The organism is Microcoleus sp. B13-B6 (genome assembly GCF_036705405.1).
GTDB lineage: Bacteria > Cyanobacteriota > Cyanobacteriia > Cyanobacteriales > Microcoleaceae > Microcoleus.
In genome coordinates, this window is the sequence record NZ_JAUBUJ010000025.1 from 33,165 (window position 1) to 55,584 (window position 22,420).

16 protein-coding genes and 1 pseudogene are annotated in these 22,420 nt (G+C 47.6%); 6 read left to right on the plus strand and 11 right to left on the minus strand.

Annotated elements, in window-relative coordinates; all coding sequences use genetic code 11:
* The first annotated feature begins 192 nt into the window (after positions 1-192).
* Together QUB35_RS13675 and QUB35_RS13680 are read left to right on the plus strand one after the other, a co-directional pair.
* A complete protein-coding gene (locus tag QUB35_RS13675) occupies positions 193-360 on the plus strand; it encodes a BrnT family toxin (RefSeq protein WP_333142419.1) in 168 nt (55 codons plus the stop codon).
* Between the two features lie 91 nt (positions 361-451).
* Complete coding sequence (locus QUB35_RS13680; protein ID WP_106147613.1) at positions 452-664, plus strand: hypothetical protein; 213 nt, start codon at positions 452-454, stop codon at positions 662-664.
* A 237-nt stretch (positions 665-901) separates the two neighbouring features.
* Here the strand turns inward: QUB35_RS13680 and QUB35_RS13685 are convergent, their stop codons facing one another.
* The 6 genes from QUB35_RS13685 to QUB35_RS13710 all read right to left on the minus strand — a co-directional run bounded on the left by QUB35_RS13685 (position 902) and on the right by QUB35_RS13710 (position 6,745).
* On the minus strand, positions 902-1,195 hold the full coding sequence (locus tag QUB35_RS13685) for a TIGR03792 family protein (protein WP_333142420.1): 294 nt from the start codon (positions 1,193-1,195) through the stop codon (positions 902-904).
* Between the two features lie 26 nt (positions 1,196-1,221).
* The gene (locus QUB35_RS13690) at positions 1,222-3,432 is read right to left on the minus strand and encodes a PAS domain S-box protein (RefSeq protein ID WP_333142421.1); all 2,211 of its coding nucleotides are present in this window, start codon (positions 3,430-3,432) and stop codon (positions 1,222-1,224) included.
* A gap of 426 nt (positions 3,433-3,858) precedes the next feature.
* On the minus strand, positions 3,859-4,044 hold the full coding sequence (locus QUB35_RS13695; protein ID WP_333142422.1) for a hypothetical protein: 186 nt from the start codon (positions 4,042-4,044) through the stop codon (positions 3,859-3,861).
* On the minus strand, positions 4,019-5,227 hold the full coding sequence (locus tag QUB35_RS13700; RefSeq protein ID WP_333142423.1) for an AAA family ATPase: 1,209 nt from the start codon (positions 5,225-5,227) through the stop codon (positions 4,019-4,021). Before QUB35_RS13700 ends, QUB35_RS13695 begins: the two co-directional genes overlap by 26 nt.
* Before the next feature lie 71 nt (positions 5,228-5,298).
* Complete coding sequence (locus tag QUB35_RS13705; protein WP_333142424.1) at positions 5,299-5,844, minus strand: RNA 2'-phosphotransferase; 546 nt, start codon at positions 5,842-5,844, stop codon at positions 5,299-5,301.
* A 322-nt stretch (positions 5,845-6,166) separates the two neighbouring features.
* A complete protein-coding gene (locus QUB35_RS13710) occupies positions 6,167-6,745 on the minus strand; it encodes a class I SAM-dependent methyltransferase (protein WP_333142425.1) in 579 nt (192 codons plus the stop codon).
* Positions 6,746-7,506: 761 nt separating this feature from the next.
* Here QUB35_RS13710 and QUB35_RS13715 point away from each other — a divergent pair.
* Both QUB35_RS13715 and QUB35_RS13720 read left to right on the plus strand, forming a co-directional pair.
* Positions 7,507-10,377: a diguanylate cyclase gene (locus QUB35_RS13715; RefSeq protein WP_333142426.1), complete on the plus strand. Its 2,871-nt coding sequence runs from the start codon at positions 7,507-7,509 to the stop codon at positions 10,375-10,377.
* 149 nt (positions 10,378-10,526) lie between these two features.
* Positions 10,527-11,073 (plus strand): annotated as a pseudogene (locus QUB35_RS13720) (DUF6745 domain-containing protein); the annotation flags it as partial.
* A 599-nt stretch (positions 11,074-11,672) separates the two neighbouring features.
* On the opposite strand, the gene QUB35_RS13725 reads toward QUB35_RS13720, so the two are convergent.
* From QUB35_RS13725 to QUB35_RS13745, 5 genes are all read right to left on the minus strand, one after another.
* Positions 11,673-12,518, minus strand: a complete 846-nt coding sequence (locus QUB35_RS13725; RefSeq protein ID WP_333142427.1) for a nitrate ABC transporter ATP-binding protein — start codon at positions 12,516-12,518, stop codon at positions 11,673-11,675.
* Between the two features lie 146 nt (positions 12,519-12,664).
* Positions 12,665-14,665 carry a nitrate ABC transporter ATP-binding protein gene (locus QUB35_RS13730; protein WP_333142428.1) on the minus strand — a complete coding sequence of 667 codons (2,001 nt, stop codon included), beginning with the start codon at positions 14,663-14,665 and terminating at the stop codon, positions 12,665-12,667.
* Positions 14,666-14,862: 197 nt separating this feature from the next.
* Entirely contained in the window at positions 14,863-15,708 is an 846-nt protein-coding gene (gene ntrB, locus QUB35_RS13735; RefSeq protein WP_333142429.1) for a nitrate ABC transporter permease, read from the minus strand.
* Positions 15,709-15,788: 80 nt separating this feature from the next.
* Complete coding sequence (locus tag QUB35_RS13740; RefSeq protein WP_333142430.1) at positions 15,789-17,189, minus strand: CmpA/NrtA family ABC transporter substrate-binding protein; 1,401 nt, start codon at positions 17,187-17,189, stop codon at positions 15,789-15,791.
* 941 nt (positions 17,190-18,130) lie between these two features.
* Complete coding sequence (locus tag QUB35_RS13745; RefSeq protein ID WP_333142431.1) at positions 18,131-20,896, minus strand: HAD-IC family P-type ATPase; 2,766 nt, start codon at positions 20,894-20,896, stop codon at positions 18,131-18,133.
* Positions 20,897-21,499: 603 nt separating this feature from the next.
* Between QUB35_RS13745 and QUB35_RS13750 the strand changes: the two genes are divergently transcribed.
* Positions 21,500-21,724, plus strand: coding sequence for a hypothetical protein (locus QUB35_RS13750; protein WP_333142432.1), 225 nt, complete (start codon positions 21,500-21,502; stop codon positions 21,722-21,724).
* A 31-nt stretch (positions 21,725-21,755) separates the two neighbouring features.
* Entirely contained in the window at positions 21,756-22,175 is a 420-nt protein-coding gene (locus QUB35_RS13755; protein WP_333142433.1) for a hypothetical protein, read from the plus strand.
* Positions 22,176-22,420 lie beyond the last annotated feature (245 nt).

Below are 22,420 nucleotides of genomic sequence, written 5' to 3' on the forward strand. Positions count from 1 at the left end.
TGAAGGAATCCCAGCAGAGAGAGCTATGACAGCGCTACAGCAGCAGTTCAACATTCCTCAGAGTCTATGAGTTCCTAGAAGTCAGTCACATTGACATTTTTGATTTTCGCCATTTGGCCCTAAATAGTAAAATACAGCAGTAAGCTAGGCAATTGCCAACCTCCCTCTTCTGCTTGAGAGTAGAATATATCTATGAAGTTTCAGTGGGACTCAAACAAAGCGATTAGTAATGCCAAAAAGCATGGTGTGTCTTTTGAAGAAGCTGTCACTGTCTTCGGAGATCCACTAGCTATTACAATTTCTGACCCTAACCACTCTGTAGGTGAGTTCCGTCTTTTAACGATCGGTCAGTCAAATTAACAGCGCCTTTTTGTTGTGTCCCATACAGAACGAGAAGGTGAAGTGCGTTTAATCACCGCCCGTTTAGCCACCCGACAAGAGAGAAAAAGCTATGAGTCAGGAACCTGAAGTAACAATTAATGACGAGATGAGACCTGAATACGATTTTTCAGGTGGTGTCCGTGGCAAATACTATGAAGCCTATATGAAATCAAGTAATGTTGTGATTCTCGATCCAGACGTAGCAGAAATATTTCGAGACTCAGCTTCTGTCAATGAAGCGTTGCGATTGCTGGCAAAAATTGCCAAGTCTGTCACTGTTTAGGTAGCGCACACAGCACAACAAATCAGAACCGAAAGTTTCCAGGTTATCTGTGGTTGCATAGGTGGAAAGCAAGGGGTGGTGCGATCGCCCCTAACACCAAATACCAAACACTGGGATGATTGTACCGAGATAGATCGCCCTTCACACCAAATACCAAATCAATGTCTGCGGTACAATCAAGGTAAAACGCATGATTAATCTTTCAAAAATTAACACGAGCAACTGACTGCTGACTAACTAATGCAAAAACTTGCGAACTTGATATTCGCGACTTTCGGCGATCGCAATTTGCAAATCGCCCATTTGGGCATCCAGCTCATCTATGGTGCTTTGCGACACCGACTTCCACAACTCTCTAGTTTGCCAGCGAATCAGTATCACCACCTCATTTTGTACCGGATCTACCCAAGTTTCCTTGCCCAAAAAACCGGGTAAACTTCTCAATCCTGCCGTCCAAACTTCTTCATCTCGCTGAATAAATGCCTCCCACTTTTCGGGAGGCACTTGAAATTTTAGCCACTCGATTACCATATTATTTGCCTGTTATAAATCGCTCATTAATCGTTGCCGATCGCAATTTTAATTATCAACTCAGTTCCCTCTCCCGGACGCGAAACACAGTGCAACTTACCGCCGTGCTTTTCTACTACTAAATGCTGGGATATTGCTAGACCCAAACCAGTGCTTGTGTCTGGACATTTAGTGGTAAACAAAGGGTCAAAGATGCAGTCGAGGACTTCTTCAGTCATGCCAGGGCCGTTGTCACTAATGGCGATCGCAACTTCGTTTTCCCCTACCACGGAGGTGCGAATCCGAATTTCGGGATTGAATATTTCAGAACTCGACCTGGCTGAAGACAAGTAAGACTGATTTTGAATTTTACCATAATTTTCGGCATTTCTCCCCCCTTCTTCCAAAGCGTCGATCGCATTTGTCAACAAGTGCATGAACACTTGGTTTAAGTGCCCCGGATAGCAGTGAACTCGCGGCAAATCTCCGTACTCTTTAACTAGAGAAATACCCGGCCGTCCCCCTTTAGCTTGCAGGCGATTTTGCAAGATCAGCAAAGTGCTGTCCAAACCTTCGTGGATATCAGCCGGCTTCATTTGGGCTTCGTCGGTACGCGAGAACAAACGGAGCGATCGCACGACATCGCGAATCCTTTCAGAACCGACTTTCATTGAATTTAGCAGTTTTGGCAAGTCTTTTTTGATGAAGTCTAAGTCTAATTCTTCAATCAAATCTTGAATTTCCGGCACGGGATGGGGATAATACTTTTGGTAAAGGTCGATCGTTCGCAGCAGTTCTTGAATGTAGCCCGTGGCGTGGCTGACATTGCCGGAAATAAAACTAACTGGATTGTTTATTTCGTGCGCTATTCCTGCTACTAACTGCCCCAGGGATGACATCTTTTCTGTTTGAATCAGTTGAGTTTGAGTTTGCTGCAAAATTAACAGCGTCTGCTCTAATTTAGACGCTTCTTGTCGCAGGCGTTCTTCGGATTCTTGCAAAGCTAAAAGAGACTGTTTGCTGTCTGTAATATCCAATCCCACAAATACCGCCGCCGTATTGTTATGGTATTTTTGAGCCACTATTAGATAAGTTTTATTTTCTCCTCTGATGCTCGCTGTTACTTCTTGAGATGTCTTCTTTTTATGGCTGCCAAAGAAATCGTATACTAAATCGTTAAATTTAGGACTTGTATCTAAAAAACCTACTTTTTGACCGATAAATAGTTCGGACGGCATTTTATAAGCGCTAGCTAAATGTCGGTTTACTCCCAAGTAGCGCAAATCGGAACTTACCCAAGAAACTAATCCGGGCACGGCGTCCAAAACGGCTTGAAGTTGCTCTTTTGCCTGTACGAGCGCTGATTCTGCTGCGAGGCGAGCGGAAATGTCGCGGGCGATCGCGCAGCGGTATTCGCACCCGCCGTATTCTAAATAATTGACTTTAACTTCGACGGAAAAACTGGCGCCGTCTTTGGTTTTGTAACTGGTTTCAAAAGTGAGGTTGGTTTGCTGCTTGAGTTGATCCCAGTGTTCTCGCCAATCCGATGCTGGCAAATGCGAATCGATGTCGCTAACTCTCATGTTTAGCAGTTCCGATTCCGAGTAGCCGAAAAGATGGCAAGCGGCTTTGTTCGCGTAGCAAATTTGACCGTCGGAGGTACTAAAAAAGATTGTATCAGCAGCATTTTCGAGGGCAATTTGAGTTAGTTTTGGTATTGTTTCTAACTGCTTTCTTTTGACCTCGGACTGAAATTTATTATAGCAATTGGTTTGAGCGGGAGCCTCAGCTATCTTAGATGCAAACAAAATCAAACCGCCGATCGCACCTTCGCTATTTTTCCAAGGCTGAAATACCCATCTTACCGACTCGCTGACACAGCCGCTTGCGCTTTTTCCTGATACAGATGCGATCGATCGCCCTGCCACAAACTCGCTGTATTCCAAAACTCCCCTCAAACAAGCCTGGGCATTTTGCTCCCAATATTCCGGGAGATTCGGGAACAGTTCCCAATGAGATCGGCCGATGGCCTCGCCGTCGCCCAACCCCCAATCTGTTTCCCAGCGACGAGAAACCGACAGATAGCGCATTTCACAATCTACCATTGCCACGGCCTCGGCGGAGCGCTCCACAAACCGCCGAAATCGCTCTTTACTCTCGGACACGGCTGCCTCTGCAGGTTGTTGGGCGATCGGGAAAGTCCCGTCAACGTACCTTCCCAGTCCCTGACTTTTTTGCTGAACTGGCTTAGTGTGCACGGTTTGGGATTTCCTCCATAGCTGTCAAGTTTGAAAAATTCTGTTTGAGACCAAAAATGCTATTTTCCCCTGATTTGCTCTCTCGGACGATACCCTTAGAGGGTATCACCCATCATTGATATCATTTTTGATGGGGATATGTCTATAGGCATTGCTATCTACTTAAGACCAAAGCTAGTGCCCGGTTGCTGTTTGAGGATTAGGCATAGATCGCGCTGGCGCCCTCCGAATAATAGTCGGAGGGGACTGGAGTGCTCTCTTGTCTCCCGCGACTATTCCGGGGCGCAAGAGGGCAGCGAGACTAGGCAAAAAACGAGAGAGAAAAAGGGTTTTAGGCGATTGTTGACACTAATGGTCTATAGGTACTCAAGAAAGTTTCCCCCAAACTTTGATATTCAGAAGATTTCCTGGTGATTGTTCGGTATTTTATACAAGTTCCCAAAAGAATGCAACTGTAGACCCGCGATCCAAACCATGAGCTTCCTCAGTCATTCCCAATTCTTTAATTGAAAATCCCACATCGAACATGGTATGAGATCGTGTAGCCAGTGCGATCGCCCGATCGCTTAAGAATGCAAGAGAGCGCTCAAACAAATTTGTGCGTAAATTCACTGGTAAAATCCACTCTCCCTTTCCGTAACATTGCAGGATCTAATCTTTCAGTGGTGTTGCAAGTCATCAAAACTACGAGTTTTTGCTGAAATTGAATCCCTTGATCGTCGATGACGCTTTGATACAAAGTTCCATCCAGCAAACTCAAAATATGTTCAGTTTTGTTAGTGCGTTGGGCTTCTGGGGTCGATCGATCTTGAGCCAAATTATCAGCCTCATTGATAATAATACAAATCCGCTCCAAATAACTCGGTGGCACAAAATTTTCCACAGCATCGTGGTCTAAGATAAAAATCACATAACCCAGCGGCACTAAAATTTCCTTTGCTACCGCTTGCGTCCAAGCAGTTTTGCCCGTTCCCGGTTCGCCACTAACCAAAACAGCCAACTGATTTTGATCCAAAATTGCCTGCTGAACTGTATCGGTAAAACTTTGAACCTCCGCAGAAAACGTGCGAATTGGGAACTGGCTGTGAACCTGTCCGACGCGGCTTTTGTACCCGCCCAGAATCACCGCTAAATTATAAGTTGCCTTGCTAACGAGCGGCGCAATATCTTGGCAAATCAGAGTGTAACAGCGTCTTCCCCTGTCGTAACTCTCAATTTGTAGCCAGCAGCCGAATCGAGCCCAAGAAGCATAAACAGTACCCAAAACTTCCAAGCGTTCCCAGCTAACAAATCGCTCCGGGGGATAAGAAAAATGTCGCTCCATAAAAGACTGGGTAATTGCATCCGGTTTCCCTAGCAAAGCCAGAACTTTGAAAACAGTAATCTCTTGGAGTTTGTTGAGAACGTAGTCGATAGGAATGCTAGCGCGGCTGACCAATTGTACCACTGGCGTTTCGGTAGCTAAAATGTCTTTGTAGCGGTAATCAGGGTAAACTGGCTGCGGAGTAATGTAATCCCAAAACTCATCAATTTCGTAGCGAGTATTTTCCGAGAAGACATTTAAAATATTTGCCCACCAGGTATATTGGTGCCGTCCCATGGCGTCGGCAATGTCGCTAGCTGCCCCTAAAGTTTTTTGAGCTAGTTCTAAGGGGTCACTAGACGCTAAATGTGCCAGGTGTTCCCAATCAAATTGACGGTAAAAAGGTCGCCAACCAGAGCCTAGCAGACCTCTATTTTGAGAATTGCTTTGATGAAAATTGTTTTCGCGATCGCCCATATCTTCCGCACTCATTTTGCAAAACTCCTAGTTACTCTTATTTTACAGTTTTTGTGGTACACATTCTACAAAAAAAGTGAAATTTCTCAACTTATTTTGAGATAAGCGGGCGGCACAAAATCTACTAGCCAAACTTTGTTAGCCGAACAGTAAAATGTATGACAGTCGCGTTGCATGGCTGCGGCATCTACAGTAAAGACTGTCGGGATGCCATGTCTTGCACCTACTTGGCGCGCCGTTTGGATATTCACCGACAAATGAACATGATGTCGCGACATTTTCCTAATTCCTTGACTGAGAATAGACTCGACGGCAGTGCTACCTGTTCCGTGATATAAAATATCCGGGGGAACAGCGGGTTCTAACTGCAAGTCAACCTCTACGCTGTGTCCTTGGTTAGCACGAATTAGAGTGCCTGTGGAGTCGAATGAAAAGCGCTGCTTGTCGTTTTGCGCGACTACTGTGGTGAGTTCTGCAAGCTGAACTGGAAAGTTATTTTTTTGGCACGCATCGAGGAGTTCGCTAACAGAAACCCAGCCACCGGGAGCGAGTTCAATGCCGATGCGCGAGGGCGCGTGACGCAGGTGTTTGCTGAGATATCTGCTGATTTTTACTAATCGAGAATCGTTCATAATTCTACTTTATTGATTGAGCTTTTAAATCACCTTTTATAAAATGTCACTAGCGGGTTATATCATTGATTTGAGGCGGGTTTGTTGAATCTGTTTGTACTACCAGAGGGCGCTTGAGTGAACCCGCATCTAAAGGTTTGCAGAAAATGATTCCCGAACGTCAAAAATGGTCTTATGCGCGAATTCTAGCGCTAAACTCCGCCCTTAACTACCTACACAATTAGGTTCGGCGTCTGCGAATAAAAAAGTGTTGGATCGGCGATTTTTCACGAGCTTTATATTTTGATAATTATCAAAAACTCTGCATTCTGCCGAATGCCTTCTACCTTGGGATAACTCCGCCAAAAATAGCAAAGTTGAGATAGCGCCAGTGACATCCTACGTCGGCCAAACCAGCTTCTGCAAGCCACTTTGTCTGCTCTTCCACAGAGGAGGGAATATCTTCTTCTCGATATTTTTGGAACCAGGCTGCATCGTCTTCTCCGTTAGCTTTCATGTACTGCCGCCACAACTGTTCGTATTGCTCAGTCAGCCGGGGAGTAGCACCTGTCACAATATCTCGAATTAGCAAGATTCCCCCTGGATTCATGGAGTGGAAAAGTTTGTGAAATAGCTGTTGTTTGCCTGCGCTGTCGAGGTGGTGGATTGCCAACCCTGAAACTACCAAATCGTAACCGCTGCCGAAATCATCTTTGGCAAAGTTTCCTTGCTGCAAGGTCAGCCGTTCTCGGAAAGCGGACAAGTTAGTTTGGCAAGTTTTCAGCATATTCTTGGCCATGTCAAAGGCTAGGACTTTTGCTTGAGGAAATGCTTGCAGAATCATAGCCGACAGTATGCCAGTTCCCGCACCTAAATCCAGAACTTTTATGTTAGCATTAGTTTCAGAAGGGATTAACTGCAATATTACATCGTGTTGCTCGCCATAGCGCGGAATGAGGCGGGGAATTAAGCCGTCAATCGATTTTAGATTTTAGATTTTAGATTTTAGAGGCGACCCCACGGATAAATGCGGGGGCTCTTCTGATTTTCGATTTTCGATTTGGGATTGATTCCACTGATAAATCACGTGGCGGGTACCACCTTTGAAATTCTTGGTCATAATCAAAGCTCTTTGTTCAAATTGCTCGCGTACAGCGTCTAAATTCACAGACGATTTTCCTCAGATTGTTAATAGTTGAGTGCGTCTAGGCAGTTTGCCGATTCTATTCTCGGAAAGCATATTACATTTGATAATACAAAAAATATACAGACCTGTCAAGATGTTGAAGAAAATAATTTAAAAGAAGTTACGGACGATCGCCAGATAGGGACTTCGTGCACCCAAACCCGCCCCTGATTTGGGAACTGTCTAGCCCTGCACATATATCTCCTTCAGTGCAGATGAGGCAGAATGCCACAGACGCGAAAGCCTGCCGAAGACGAGACTTTGTGCCAGATACTAGGAGTAATTGTGAGAAAAAAGTTGACGGTTATGATATCCGTTTCAAACAACAATGCAACTGTCGGTGTGTGCTCTACACCATAAATTTCTCCGTGATTCCCCCTAGTAAAATATAAAAGATAAAAGATAAAAAAAAATGAGCCAGCAGCCGATGATCGGCTAGATATGAAAAATCAGTCCTCAGATTGACAAACTTTAGCCAACTATAAACAACAATTGAGGTGACTCCCGAGTGGAAGTGGTGCCTGCCAATTTTTCAGGAAGATGAAGAGATACAAAATATTACACCCGCAGGTGCGGGAAAGAAAATTGTGATAATGAATCAGGATGCGAGTAGATTAGGTGTCAGCCGTCAGGGGAAAATAGAAGCAATGGAAATCCAACAACGGAGTAAGGATAAGCCCGATCGCCAGCAACACAACGCGTCCGATCGGCTCGGTCAATTTTCTACGACAAAAGAACTAGATTCGTCGCTACAAGAATGTTTAGATTTTAAAGGAGCGATCGACCGATCGGCACTGGCGCTGAGGACTGACGCGCGAGGAATTATTAACTATGTCAGCGAACGAGTTTGCTCCATATCCAACTATTCCCAAGCCGAACTAATCGGCTGCCACTTCGGCATCCTCCATTCGGAATATAAATCTTCGGAAATCATCAAAAATCTGCTATCAACTGTTGCCAAAGGTAAAAGTTGGCAAGGAGATATTCAGAATAAAGCCAAGAATGGAAGTGATTATTGGGTGTACGCAGCAGTAGTTCCACTGTTGGACTGTAAGGGAAAACCCTGTCAGTATTTGGCGATCGGATTCGACATCACCGATCGCAAAGCCGTTGAAGCAGCCCAAGCCGAAGCCAACCGGGCAAAAGACGAATTTCTGGCGATCGCCTCCCACGAACTGCGATCGCCCCTCAGCGCGATTTTGGGATGGGCGCAGCTAGCTCGATCGCGCAATTTAAACGAAGCCACCACCAGCCGCGCTTTGGAAATCATCGAGCGCAACGCCAAATTACAAAACAGGCAAATAGACAATCTCCTCGACCTCTCGCGGCTGCTGCGAGGGAAAGTGTGCCTGAACCTCGGCCAAGTTCACCTCCCGTCTCTCATAGAATCTGCGATCGACACCCTCCGTCCCGCCGCCGATGCTAAAAACCTCCGCGTAGAAAAACATTTCGACCCCGCCGTCAGCTACGTTTTGGCAGATGCAGAACGCTTGCAGCAAATAGTCTGGAACCTCCTTGCCAACGCCATCAAATTCACCCCAGAATCGACACCATACCCAGTTCAAGTGCGGATCGAGGCTACTGAGTCGGGCGTCTTGATTCGGGTCAGCGACAGCGGTTGCGGCATCGACCCCAAATTTCTGCCGTACATCTTTGACTACTTCCGCCCTGCAGACAGCTTCCAGAACAAGGAACAAAATCGGCTGGGACTCGGGCTCTCAATTGTGCGGCAGTTAGTGGAACTGCACGGGGGAAGTGTTTGGGCTTCGAGTCCCGGCCTCGGTCAGGGGGCGACCTTTGGGGTGCTGCTACCGATTGCCAAGGAAAATGCACCCGACGATCGCACTGCTGCGATCGCCCAAAGGGAAAGCAGACGCGGATCGGTTTCCAAACCCCTAGCGGGAAAGCAAGTCCTGGTGGTGGAAAGCAGCACCGAGATCCGGCAATTTCTCAAAACAGGCCTCGAAGCATTTGGAGCCAAGGTAACAGCGGTGGGTAGCGCCTGCGAAGCGATGGCCGAGTTGCAACAGTCGCGGCCCGACGTGTTGGTGAGCGATATGACGGTATCGGGAGCCGACGGCTGCGATTTAATCCGCCGCATCAGAGCAATGGAAATGTCCGAGCACAGGGAACTGCTGCCGGCCGTGGCGCTGACGGGAGGCATCGAGGAAGAAGATTCGGCCGAAGCGCTGGAGGCCGGGTTTCAGAGGCATTTGTCGAAGCCGGTGGAAGCGAATCAGTTGGTGATCGCGATCGCCCAATTGGCTGGACTGACGGGGTTCGGCTCTGGAGAGTGGGGTTCGGGAAATGTCCGGACGACCACACCCCAGGCCCTGCTACCGGAATCTAACAGTTTTGACGACAAAAATCATCTGGAACAATTAACAAGTGACAGCCGAGAATTACCGCTGTTGCTGGTAGTAGAAGACAACAATTTTCTGCTGGCTTACCTCCAAACTTTATTAAGTCCGTACTATCGTGTCGCCGTGGCGAGTGACGGGGTTGAAGGTTTAGAAAAAGCCAAAAGTTTGCAGCCAAATTTGATTGTTAGCGACCAAGTTATGCCCAGACAAAACGGGCTGGATTTGCTCAAGGAGATTCGGAACACGCCAGAATTGAAATCGACTCCGGTAATCTTTTTGACAGCGCGAGCGGGGATGGAATCTCGGATCGAAAGTTTGGATGCGGGTGCTGACGATTATATCTCTAAGCCTTTTGACGAGAGGGAATTGCTCGCAAGGGTGAGAAATTTGTTGCGATCGCACTCAGCCGAACAGCAGTTGGCGGAACTCAACCGTCAGTTGCTGCAGCAGAAACAGCAGTTAGAAACAGTGAATCGAGCCTTGCATTATTTGGCAAATTACGACAGTTTGACTGAGGTAAGAAACCGCCACTCTTTTAATGAATACCTCGATACGGAATGGCGGCGTTTGGCGAGGGAGGAAGCACCGCTGTCTTTGATTATGTGCGACATTGATTATTTCAAACTTTACAACGACACTTATGGTCACCAAGCGGGGGATGAATGTTTGCGGAAAGTGGCGGCGGTGATCCAGCATTCGGTAAAACGAGCGGCAGATTTAGTAGCGCGTTACGGTGGAGAAGAATTTGTAGTAGTTTTGCCGAATACGGATATTGAAGGTGCCACTTGCGTAGCTGAAATGATCGCACAACAGGTGCGGGGTTTGCACATAGCTCACGCTAAGTCTGCTGTCAGCGAATATGTGACGCTGAGTTTGGGTGTAGCTTGCTGCATTCCAGAGGCGAAGTCGCAGCCGGGAGAGCTAATTGCGATCGCCGATGAGTCGCTTTATCGGGCGAAAGAAGCAGGGCGCGATCGGGTTTCGGTTGCCCGATTTCAAGGATAATATAATAGTTAAATCAACTTGTATGGTGCGTCATAAATCTATGGTTTCGATTTAAACAAATTTTTTGTGTCAGACGCACCCTACCAATGTGCTGGCAAACTTTGGTGAATTCAAATTGCTATAAATATAGTTAAAGGAGGTCGTGCCATGACAGCAACCACCGCTTGCACGCCGAAGGAACACCAGCGGTACAATTGGCCGACGGTGTTTCGATTTATGCCTATCACGGCGTGATTTTACCCGAATGGTAAGGTAGCCTGCACCCGCACCAGTCGCAGTCTAAGGAATGAGAATTAAATAACTTCCACAAGATTGTGGGACGGGCGGGACGCCCATCCCACAATAACAATTAAAATTGTAAGTTATTTAATTCGCGATCCTAAGTGGGTGTTGAAGGAACAGAATGCAGAAATTCGGCGCGCGTTAATTCAGGGAATTACTTACGATCGCATAATTCAAGAATTAGCGGTGACAGAATTAGATAGTTGGCAGGAATACACTTTATTAAGCATCGAGTTTGACGCTGATTTTGATCGGGTGGGTAATGCAAAGCCAGTTTATTTGTTAAAAATGACTTGTCCGAGTACGGGACACATTCACGTTTTGCGAGTGCCGCCTGATGTGCGATCTGCTAAAGAAGCAATTCGCTGGGTAAATTGGGATATTGACCCAGAGGAGTTTTCCGTGCAAACCTGAGTAATACAAATTAAAAAAAGTCTTGCTACAATCATCACTCTTATACCAATGGTTAAAAGTCGCAAATCCCCGCGCCGGACTTAGGATCAGCCGTTTTCCTACCCGATCGTCTGTACTTCACTCCACTGAAAACCGCTATATTGAAAACAGCCTTAATCCATGAAACACCGATAAACGTTCCTGCAGTGTGCCAGTTCCAAGGGTGGAATGCACCAACCACCGATCGCCCACAAACGGTTAATAACATCAAGAAGAAGCCCACCCTCGATCGAAGGTGGGCTCTATTCATGCCAGCTTACCGACAGCTAGGCAATCGGGTCTCTTCGCTGGTAGACGTAAAATATCGGAAAAAGATCCGAACGTCCGAAAAAACTTCTCGTCCACCATTAAGCTTCAGTTTACCCAACCGGATCGGGAAAATTGCGCCCGCAGCGATGTTCCCCTGACATCGGGGAACACTGGGGCTTAAACTTTTCAATAGACTTCTGCAAAAAAGCTCGTCTTGGGCCGGCAGGATGCCCAACCCCTACTCCGCACAAGAATTAAACTTGTTCGAGAAGTCTCATAATTCTCCTCTTGAACTTTGATTTCCCAACCGATTAGGCATCGTGATCGTGTGCAAAGCGACGGAACAGGAAATCTAGGGCGTAGTTCCGCAAATTGTAGTATTCCGGATCTTCCATCATTTGAACCCGATCGCGCGGACGCGGGAAAGGAATCTCCAAAACTTCACCGATTGTCGCCGACGGGCCGTTAGTCATCATCACCAGTCGATCGGCCAAAAACAGCGCTTCATCAATGTCGTGAGTAATCATCAACACCGTACAGCGGTGATCGTTCCAGATTTTCAGCAACTCTTCTTGCAATTCCTCCTTAGTAATTGCGTCCAGAGCACCAAAAGGTTCGTCTAAAATCAGCACTTTCGGGCGAATTGCCAAAGCGCGGGCGATCGAAACCCGCTGCTTCATCCCCCCCGAAATTTGCGGCGGTCTTTTCTCAGCAGCTTCAGTCAATCCCACCATCGCCAAATGCTCGTTGACGATCGCATTTTTTTCGACCTTCGACTTCTCAGGAAATACAGCATTAACCGCAAGGTAAACATTTTCAAACACCGTCCGCCAAGGCAACAAAGCGTAACCCTGAAACACCACCATGCGATCGGGGCCCGGCTTCTCAATTTTTTGCCCGCTAATTCTGACGCTGCCTTGAGTCGGATGGCTAAAACCCGACACCATATTCAACAGCGTTGACTTGCCACAACCCGAGTGTCCGATCAGCGTAATAAACTCTCCCTCAGCTACAGTCAAGTTAACGTTTTCTAAAGCTCTGTAACCATTTGGGTATGATTTGTGAACATTTTCCATCACCAAAAAAGGCTTCCGGCGATCCTTTACTTTCTTGTCTTGCTTTTTGGTTTGAGTTTGGTTCGTAGTGGTGTTGAGCATGATTTTGGAACTTGTTAGTGGGTTATAGGTGAAGGAAGAAGGAAGAAGGAAGAAGGAAGAGGGAAGAAGGAATTACTAACTAGCCATTAGCAATGAGCAACTAAACAATTAGCAATTACCCTGTTTGCATCCTACTGAAAACCACTTTAAGCAACTCTACGGTCGGAATCAAGTACAACTTCCGCCATCGTGAAATCGCGTTTAATCGCCAGACTGTTGAGATAGCCGATCGGATCGTCAGCATTAAACACCGAGCCGTCAAACAAGCTGAGAGAACCGCGAGTGTAAGTAATATCAGCCATCCCCAGCTCTCGCGCCGCCGTGCTGAACGCACCGACTCGCACCACCCGCTCCAGAATTTCCACCCAGTTGCGCGGGAACACAGTATCGCCCCAGCGCGCCATCTGCACCATGTGCCAGAGTTGTTCGGTGCGGCTTGGGCGATTCACCCCCTCTCCAGAAAACAAGTGGTGGGCGTATTCCCGCATCGGAGTATCGAGGTTGCAAGCAGAAGATTTGGGGTCGCCGAGTTGGATGTAACTCTTATCAGTAGCGACGTACTCCCTTCCCGCGACAATTTCCGAAACCTCGGCGGCGCGACTTGGATCGGCGCAATAGTTGCAAGCTTCGAGCAAAGCTTTGACTAGAGCAATGTGAGTGTTGGGATAAGCATTTGCCCAGTCTTCCCGCACCCCCAAAATTTTTCCCGGATGCCCCGGCCACAGTTCCAAATCTGTAGCCACCGTAAAGCCGACTCCTTCCATCGATGCCCGCAAGTTCCAAGGTTCGCCGACGCAGAAACCGTCAATAGTGCCGCCCTGCAAGTCAACGATCATCTGAGCCGGTGGGATATTTTTCAGCAACACATCGTGATCCGGGTCAATCCCGCCGGAAGCCAGCCAGTAACGCAGCAACAGGTTGTGCATCGAAGAAGGGTGAACGATGCCCATACGGTGCGTTTGGGCGGGCGTTCTCTGGAGCATTTTTTTAAAGTCTGCCAGAGTGTAGATCCCTTGGTCGTAAAAGCGCCTCGCGAGGGTAATTCCGTTGCCATTGCGGCTCATGGTGAGGGCTGTAACCGTCGGAATCGGCTGCTCTTGGTGCCCCCCCAAGCTCAACCACATCGCCATCCCAGAGGGCATTTGGGCTGCGTCTAAGTAACCTGCGGCGATGCCGTCTACGATGCCGCGCCAGCTTGTTTCCCGCACGAGGTGGACTTCATCGAGGCCGTGCTTGGCAAAAAAGCCTTTTTCTTTGGCGACAGCGAGGGGAGCACAGGCTGCCAGCGGAATAAAGCCGAGTTCGAGGTTGACTTTTTCCAGGCCGTGGCGGGCGATCGCCGGTACTTTCCGCGCCCGCAGTTTTTTGACGCGCTTCTGCTGGTTGAGGAAGTAAATCATTTCGCTACGTAGAGCGTAGTAGCTGGGGTGTGAGACTACTTCCATCCGCTTGCGGGGGCGGGGGATGTCTACTTCGAGAATCCCGCCTATCTTCGATTCTGGGCCGTTGGTGAGCATGACGATGCGATCGCTCAGCAACACCGCCTCATCCACGTCGTGCGTTACCATCAGGGCGCTGATTTCGTACTCTTGGCAAATTTCCATCAACTTTTCTTGCAAGTTGCCGCGAGTCAAAGCGTCCAAAGCGCCGAAGGGTTCGTCTAGAAGTAAGAGTTTGGGGCGCAGGGCCAGAGCACGGGCGATCGCCACGCGCTGTTTTTGTCCCCCTGATAGCAATGCAGGTTGTTTTTCGGCGTGGGGAGTTAAGCCCACCATGTCGATGTGTTTTTGAATGATTTCGAGGCGTTCGGCTTTGGGTAAGCCACTCATTACCGAGTCTACGGCTAGGGTAATGTTTTCTCTGACCGTCCGCCAAGGTAGCAGGGAATAGTTTTGGAATACTACCATGCGATCGGGGCCTGGTTGGGTGATTCTTTGTCCTTCAATTGTCACCAATCCTTCTGTCGGCAAATCCAAACCTGCCACCATATTTAGCAGCGTAGATTTGCCGCAGCCGGAGTGTCCGATTAAGGAGATAAATTCGCCTTTTTCAATTTCCAGATCGATGCCTTTGAGAGCAACGTATGTGCCGCCGTCTGATAAATTAAATACTTTTTCCAGTTGTTCTATTTCAATCAAAATAGACATGATTTTCTTGCCTTTTTTGTAGGTTTGTTATTTCGCTAGCTGCTAGTCTTTCTTGATTAGCAGCTAGCTTTAACTGTCGCTTGTTGTTGATATCGTAACCCAGTGTAGATTGCAGTTTCCTGAAATATAAATATCGAGTTTTGAACTCAAATCTTTCAACTCAAAACTCAAAATTATTTAGCGAGTTACTTGCACAACTATTTTCCTTGAGATGGAGCAATTTTTTGCTGCAACCAAGCCATCATGCGATCGAGCAGCAAACCAACAGCCCCGATGTAGACTACAGCTAACAAAATTTCGCTGATGTAGTTTTGCTGGTAAGCGTTCCAAATAAAGAAGCCGATACCTGTAATCCCGGACATCACAATTTCCGCAGCGATAATTGCCAACCAAGCCAAACCGATCGCAATTCTCAATCCTGTGAAGATGTAAGGAAGTGCCGACGGAAACAAGATATTGAGGTAATACTCTTTCCGAGTAAGTTGCAGCACTTTCGCAACGTTGTTATAGTCGTCTGGAATTTGGCGCACACCTTCAGCCGTGTTGATCAAAATCGGCCAAACTGAAGTGATAAAAATCACGAACAAAGCAGCAGGTTCGTTTTGTTGCAGTGCAGCCAGGGCGATCGGCACCCAAGCCAAAGGAGCCACCATCCGCAAAAACTGAAAAAGCGGATCTAAAGCCTTATTTAGAAAAGGATTTGTACCTACCACAACCCCCATGCCAATTCCCACAGCCGCGGCGAGAGTATAGCCTTTTGCCACCCGTTCCAAACTAGCTAAAGTCTGCCAAAATAGTCCGACTCCGTAGGTTTTGGAGTTCATGAAAGGATACAGCAGCAAAATCCGCGTCCGTTCATCTGTCCAAACGCTTGTCGGCCCCGGCAATTTAATAATTCCAGAACTTGACAGGAATTGCCAAACAAACAGAAATCCAAGTACCCCCAAGATTGGCGGCAATATATTCGCGGAATTCTTCTTCCAAAACTCGCCCAGCGCCGCTTGCGGAGCGACTCTACCTCTCCGACTTGTACTTACAGCCATCCTGCTTATCTCCTCTGTTTCTGCGGTGTTTTCTTTCGAGACTAAATTTTTGAGGCTAAATTATGGGAAGCTTTTACCCATCACACTTTTTTAATCGCCAAACTACTCAGATAAGCTTCGGGCTGATCCGGGTTGAATTCTTTGCCATCAAAGAACTTCTCAATGCCGCGAGACGTACTTTTCGGAATATCAGCATCAGCCACTCCGGCTAATTTGGCTGCTTTCTTCCAGATATCGGCGCGGTTGACTTTACCGATGAGTGTCTTTTTGTCTGCCAAGGTTTTTGTTGGCAAGAAACCCCAGCGAACGCTTTCGGTAATGAACCACAAATCATGACTTGCGTAGGGATAAGAAACGTTGCCGACGCTATCTTTCCAGTACAGCGGGCTGCTCTTGAAGTCGTTGATGTCGGGTTTGCCATCGCCCATGACATACTTGCCTTCAAAGGGCGGCGCCAAAACAGCCGGATTTACGTCAATGAAGTTTTTGCCGGAAAGAATGGCAACTAATTCGGGGCGATTTTCTGGCTTGTCGCACCACTGTTGCGCTTCGATGATTGCTGCTATCACGGCTTCTGTGGCTTTGGGATGCTTGTCTACCCAGTCGCCGCGAATTGCGAGATATTCCTCTGGGTGAGCTTTCCAGATTTCGGAAGTTAGCGCTGACATGAAGCCGATGTTTTCTTTGACAATCCGCAAAGGCCAGGGGTCGCCGGTGCTGAAAGCGTCCATGCTTCCGGTTTTCATGTTGGCCACGGTTTGGGCGGCCGGCACTGTCAGCAAGCTGACATCTGTATCGGGATCGATGCCGTTAGCTGCAAGCCAGTAGCGAATCCACAAGTCTTGGTTGGCCTTGGGGAAGGTGTAGGCTGCTTTGAAGGGAGTGCCTGCTTTCGCTAGGCCTTTGATGTAGTCTTGGGCTGCTTGGTCTAGTTTGAGTCCGAGGCCTTTGCCTTGGTGTTTGCCCGCGATCGCAATTCCATTTCCGTGAGTGTTCAACTGCGCCAGAACATACATCGGGATTGGGGTGCTGTTTTTGGTGATCAGGCCTTGACTAATTTGATAAGGCATCGGCATTTGCCACTGGCCGCCGTCAATGCCGCCCCCGGCAGATCCGATTTCTACGTTATCTCTGGTCGATCCCCAGTTGGCTTGCTTGGCAACTGTTACCTCAGTCATGCCGTATTTGGCAAAAAAGCCTTTTTCTTGGGCAATGATTAAAGGTGCTGCTTCCACGATCGGGATGTATCCCAATGTAATTTTACTGCTTTCAATTCCTTCTACTCTTCTCTCGTTGGCAACTGCAACTGCTGAGGTTGCCACCGGCACTGCCCCGCCACCAGCAGCGGCCTCACCGCCAGCACTAGCACCCGGTTCGGGAGGATTTCCCAAACACCCTTTGAGCAGTATTGAACTGACTGCAGATGCACCTGCTGTAACGATAAATTTACGCCGAGAAAATTGCTCTGAAAATTTTGTCATAGTCTAGCCTCGCTGCAATTCATAATCTTCTGTAACGACATCACTGAAGTTTATCAAGGCGCTTTTTTTCTGTTCGCTAATGGAATTTAGCGAACTGTTTTGAGCGCTCCTTGGCAGGAGGGAGCAAAAGATTTATCGCTAGCATAATTCTTTAAACTATCCCTGCTGATTTGACTTTTTTGATTATCGATATTTCGAGCGGCCGAGTTGTGTGAACTCACTTTTTGCGAGCCGCACGTTTTCTTGGCTTGATAATTAACTCTACCTTACTCTTGCACAAATTATAAAACAATTATTAAATTCATTTGATAAGTAAATCTTTTGGGATCGCCCTATCGATAACGAACCGTTGGGAAGGGCGCTCTGGTTGGCTTATCAAAACTGGTTCAAACCAAGACTTGCTGGGTAAGGGTTGTAGCGAAGGCCGATCGGGCCGCCTTCAAATCTCTTGTCAATAAGTTGCCAACATCGCAGCCACTGCACATTTACTTTGTTAATATATGTCTATTTTTTTTAAGCTAATTGTAGTTTATTATACAGAAATAATTAACATTTTACGCTTTGGGTGTTGTCAAAGGGTTAACTGGTTTTCATTGGTGGACTAAAATTCAATACGCTTGGGTTAAAACTGCTTATTCCGGGCGTGATCCCCTCGCATACCCCCTACTCCCCCTGGTTGTTGGGGGACGAAAGAGTAAGTTCTTGTCCCCCCGCAACGATGCGGGGGGCTAGGGGCGATCGGGCTCGGGCCCAAGCGTATTGGCCTAAAATTGGCGCTTAATCGTAAGTGATTTACCGGAGATGATATGACGTGGGCTTTTAGGTTCGATTTTGTGTAAAACAGAGAAACCCGGTTTCTTCCAGAAACCCGGTTTCTCAACACCCGAAATTACTAATCGGTGGCAGTACCTCCAAGTTCGATCGCACTTTTGTACAGCAGCTTAGTTGGGCGGGTCAAAGCGGTTGACGGAGAGAGCAACACCGATCATCGGCAGGGCTACGCCGAAGCAAATCAACCACTGATCCAGATTCATCGGAGCCGTCTCAAATATGCGATTGACAAACGGAGAATTAGCAAAGATGATCTGCAAAATCACCGCCAGGACAATTCCCACACCGAGGGCGGGAGCACCGCTAACTTCTTCCTTAGAACCGCTAAATTTAGCAATCAAAGAAGGCAACAACTGGCTGAGACTCAACAGGTAAAAAATTCTCCCCATTACCAAAGCTTGAATCGCCATCGTGCGGGCCAGTTCCAAGGTTCCCCAAGGAGCTTGGCGTACCCATTCAAACATTCCGAAAATCAGAGTCCAGTTGTAAAGAGAAATAGCGATGATCCGCTTGATCCGATTTCCCGTGAGGAAAGGTTCGTTGACCGGTCGGGGCTGCTGTTTCATGACTCCCGCTGACTTGGGCTCGAAAGCCAGAGGCACAGTCATGGTGATCGAGTTGAGCATATTCAGCCAGAGAATTTGTAGCGACAAAATCGGCAATTCTCGACCGAGGAGGGTGCTGAGCAAAATTGTCATCGATTCTCCGCCGTTGACTGGGAGAATGAAGCTGATTGCTTTGAGCAGATTTTTGTAAACCGATCGCCCTTCTTCGACAGCAGATTCGATCGACGCAAAGTTATCATCGGTAAGAATCATGTCGGCGGCTTCCTTAGAAACCTCAGTACCGCTGCCCATCGCAATCCCGATATCCGCTTGTTTCAGCGCCGGCGCGTCGTTAACGCCGTCTCCCGTCATCGCCACGATTTCGCCTTGATTTTGCAAAGCTTCTACGAGGCGGAGTTTTTGTTCTGGGGCGACGCGGGCAAAAACTGAGCCGGCTTCTACGGCTTCGCCGAGTTCCTGCTTGCTCATTGCGGCGAGTTGAGCACCGGTGTAGGCTACAAGTTCCCTGTGGTGTTTAGTTTTGCGGAATCCCATGCGGCGGGCGATCGCCTTGGCTGTAGCGATGTGGTCGCCGGTAATCATTTTGACTTGGATGCCGGCGGTTTGACAAGCTTGGACGGCTGCGATCGCTTCTGCCCGCGGCGGGTCAATCATGCCTTGCAGTCCCAAGAAAACCAGCCCTGACTCCAAATCCGAGTGATCGACGGAATTTTGGCTTTGCGGTACTGGCTTTTTCGCTAAAGCCAAGACGCGCAAGCCTTGCTTTGCCATTTCATCGACTTGGTGGTGGATTTGTTCGCGATCGACTTCTACCGGATTTCCTTGAGTGTCGAGACTGGAACCGCAGCGGCCGAGAATTGATTCTACTGAACCTTTGACGTACAAAATTTTGCCAGTGGGAGTTCGGTGCAGCGTCGCCATGTATTGAAACTGAGATTCAAAGGGAATTGAATCCAGCCGCTGCATTGACTTGGACAAAATTTGCTGGCTCAAATCAGCTTTTTTGCCTGCAGCAATTAACGCTCCCTCTGTCGGATCTCCGACGACTATCCAATTATCGTCTTTGAATTCCAACTGAGAGTCGTTGCAAAGGAGTCCAGCTTGCAAACATTCTTGCAAAGTTGGAGTTTGGCTGACAGTAATTGGCAGTTGGTTGAGTTGAATTTCACCTTCGGGGCTGTATCCCGTACCCGTAACCGAGTAGGATTCGCCGCCAGAATAGATTTCTTGCACCGTCATTTCGTTTTCCGTCAAAGTTCCGGTTTTGTCGGAACAGATGACGGTAGCGCCGCCGAGGGTTTCCACTGCGGGCAATTTGCGGACGATCGCGTGGCGATTTGCCATCCGGGAAACGCCTACGGCTAGGGTGACGGTGATGACGGCGGGTAAGCCTTCGGGAATTGCGCCGACAATCAGGGCGACTGCGGGTTCGACTGCTTCTTTAAAGGCTGAAACCCCCTCTGGGACAGGTCTGCCCAATCTGACTGCGAAGGTCAAGGTTGCCATTCCCAACACGAATAACAGCCAGTTTTGACTGAATTGGTTGAATTTGCGGGTTAAGGGGGTGGTGAGATCGATGTGCCGATCTAATAGTTGGGAGATTTTGCCGGTTTCGGTTTTATTGGCGATCGCAATTACGATGCCGCTAGCTTGGCCAAAAGTGACAAAACTGCCGGCATAGGCCATGTTATCCCGTTCTGCTAGTGGCGTTTCTTGTGGCAGAACCAAGTCTCCAGATTGTCCTAATTCTTTTTCGACAGCAACAGATTCCCCGGTGAGTCCCGATTCGTCGATTTGCAAGTCGCGGACTTTCACTAAGCGCAAGTCTGCCGGTACTTTGTCGCCGGAAGTCAGGGTTACTAAGTCCCCGACTACGAGTTCTTTGGAGGGAATTCTTAATTTTTTGCCGCCCCGAATAACTGTGGCTTCTGTGGTGACAGCTTGGGCTAGGGCTTCAATTTTTTTCTCGGCTCCAGCTTCTTGGATGAAACTAATAGTAGCGTTGGTGGTGGTTACGCCCCAAATTACGCTAGCGTTTAGCCATTCTCCGATCACTGCTTTGATTAAACCTGCACTCAGCAAGATGATCAGGAGGGGTTGGTTAAATTGCAGTATAAATTTTAACCAGGCTGGTTTCCCTGCTTTAACAGTTAGTTCGTTGGGCCCGAATTTCTGTTGGCGATGGTTGGCTTCTGTCGGTTCTAAACCGCTTTCCAGGTTGGTTTCTAAGATAGTTGCAAGCTTGGATACTTCTAGGTAGTGCCAATATTGCTCTGCTACGTCTACATCGTTGGCGGCTCTTGATGGCATGATTCTTGCTGAATATTTGGGGTGTGTGACGAGCTTTTAGCGCTCCTTAATAGGCGCGGCGCGCTCAATACAACTGATCGCTCGTTGGAGCGTGAATATATTGAGCGGCTTAATTGTTGGTTGATTACTTTAACGGGCTGTGACTTACATCTATATTACAACCGATGTGGCCGTTTGTGGCAAAAAATTTGGGGGATTTTTTCCGGCGGTACATCTTGTTTGGGACTTGGTGGCTAAGGTGGGGAAAAGTCGATGGAATCCCTTGACATTTGGCAAGTTTTAGGTGTGGTTGAAGAAAGGCACGACAGGGAAGTCACGGATACACGGATTCATTATTGAGCAGGAGTCAGGAGGTATCGATCGCAAAGCGTGTTAAAACTGAGATATTGCACCATTCTCAAGAACAGGCTTTCCGGCCTGTTCCACAAAGAGTGAATTTTCTTGTGGAACAGGCCGGAAAGCCTGTTCCTAAAAAGCTTATTGAGAATGGTGCAACATATGAGTTACAACCGAGTTAAGCGATCGTATTCTGAACTTATGGAAATAGTAGTGACGCTGGTGCTGGGTTCAGTGCTGTTGGTCTAGGAAATGCGGTTCGGGCGGGTGTTAGTTCGATCGTCCGTTACAGAAGAGCATTTGTTTAAGGGCAGAAATTCGATCGCCCAAGCGGTAGCGATACGATCACCGGAGTTCCTTTTGACTTGGATGCCGGGGTTTGACACGCTTGGACGGCTGCGATCGCAATTGATGATTCAATGCTATCAATTGCTAGTCTGCTTCACATTAAATTGGTATAAGACGGGAATTAACTTTTTTTTGCCCATATAGTTACCACCTAACCCACCCTAAAAATTAATTTATGAATTTGACAAAAGGTGCAGCAATAAGACTAACAATTATATTTATTTTTCTCGGCATAGGTGGTGCTTATTCATGGCAAATCATGTTAAATCCCGCTTCTTTAGAACAAGCTGAAGCACAAGCTAAATTATTAGAGGAAATCTATGTATATGGCAATTATCTTGAAGCATTACTCTGGTTTTTGTTTGCGATTGGTTTCGCTATTAATGCCGGAAAAACATCAGGAAGAACCAGAATTAATCGCCTGATTACTAGCCTAATTTTTTTGTTGTTTGGTGGCTCAGATATTGTCGAAGTACAAACCGGCGCGTGGTGGAGTCCTTGGTGGTTATTTGTTTGGAAAGCTTCTTGCGTTTTATCTATGGTGATCTTATTTTGGGTTTATTTACGCGATCGCCCCCTTGCTAATAAACCATAAATAACTGGTTCCCTGGAAGAGCCAAGGAACCGATGTCCAGAGCCCGATCATCGCTTTTCTAGCAGGAAAATTGGAGGCAGAGTCCGGATCTGTGTTACCAGGCAATTCGATCGCCCTGGCTGTAGCGATGGGCCGGAGCTCCTTTTGATACCAGTTTAAAAAAAGAATGCAACTGTAGGCAAGCAGCAAACCCAGATAGTCATCAGTCATGCCCAATCTAAAATCTAAAATCTAAAATCTAAAAT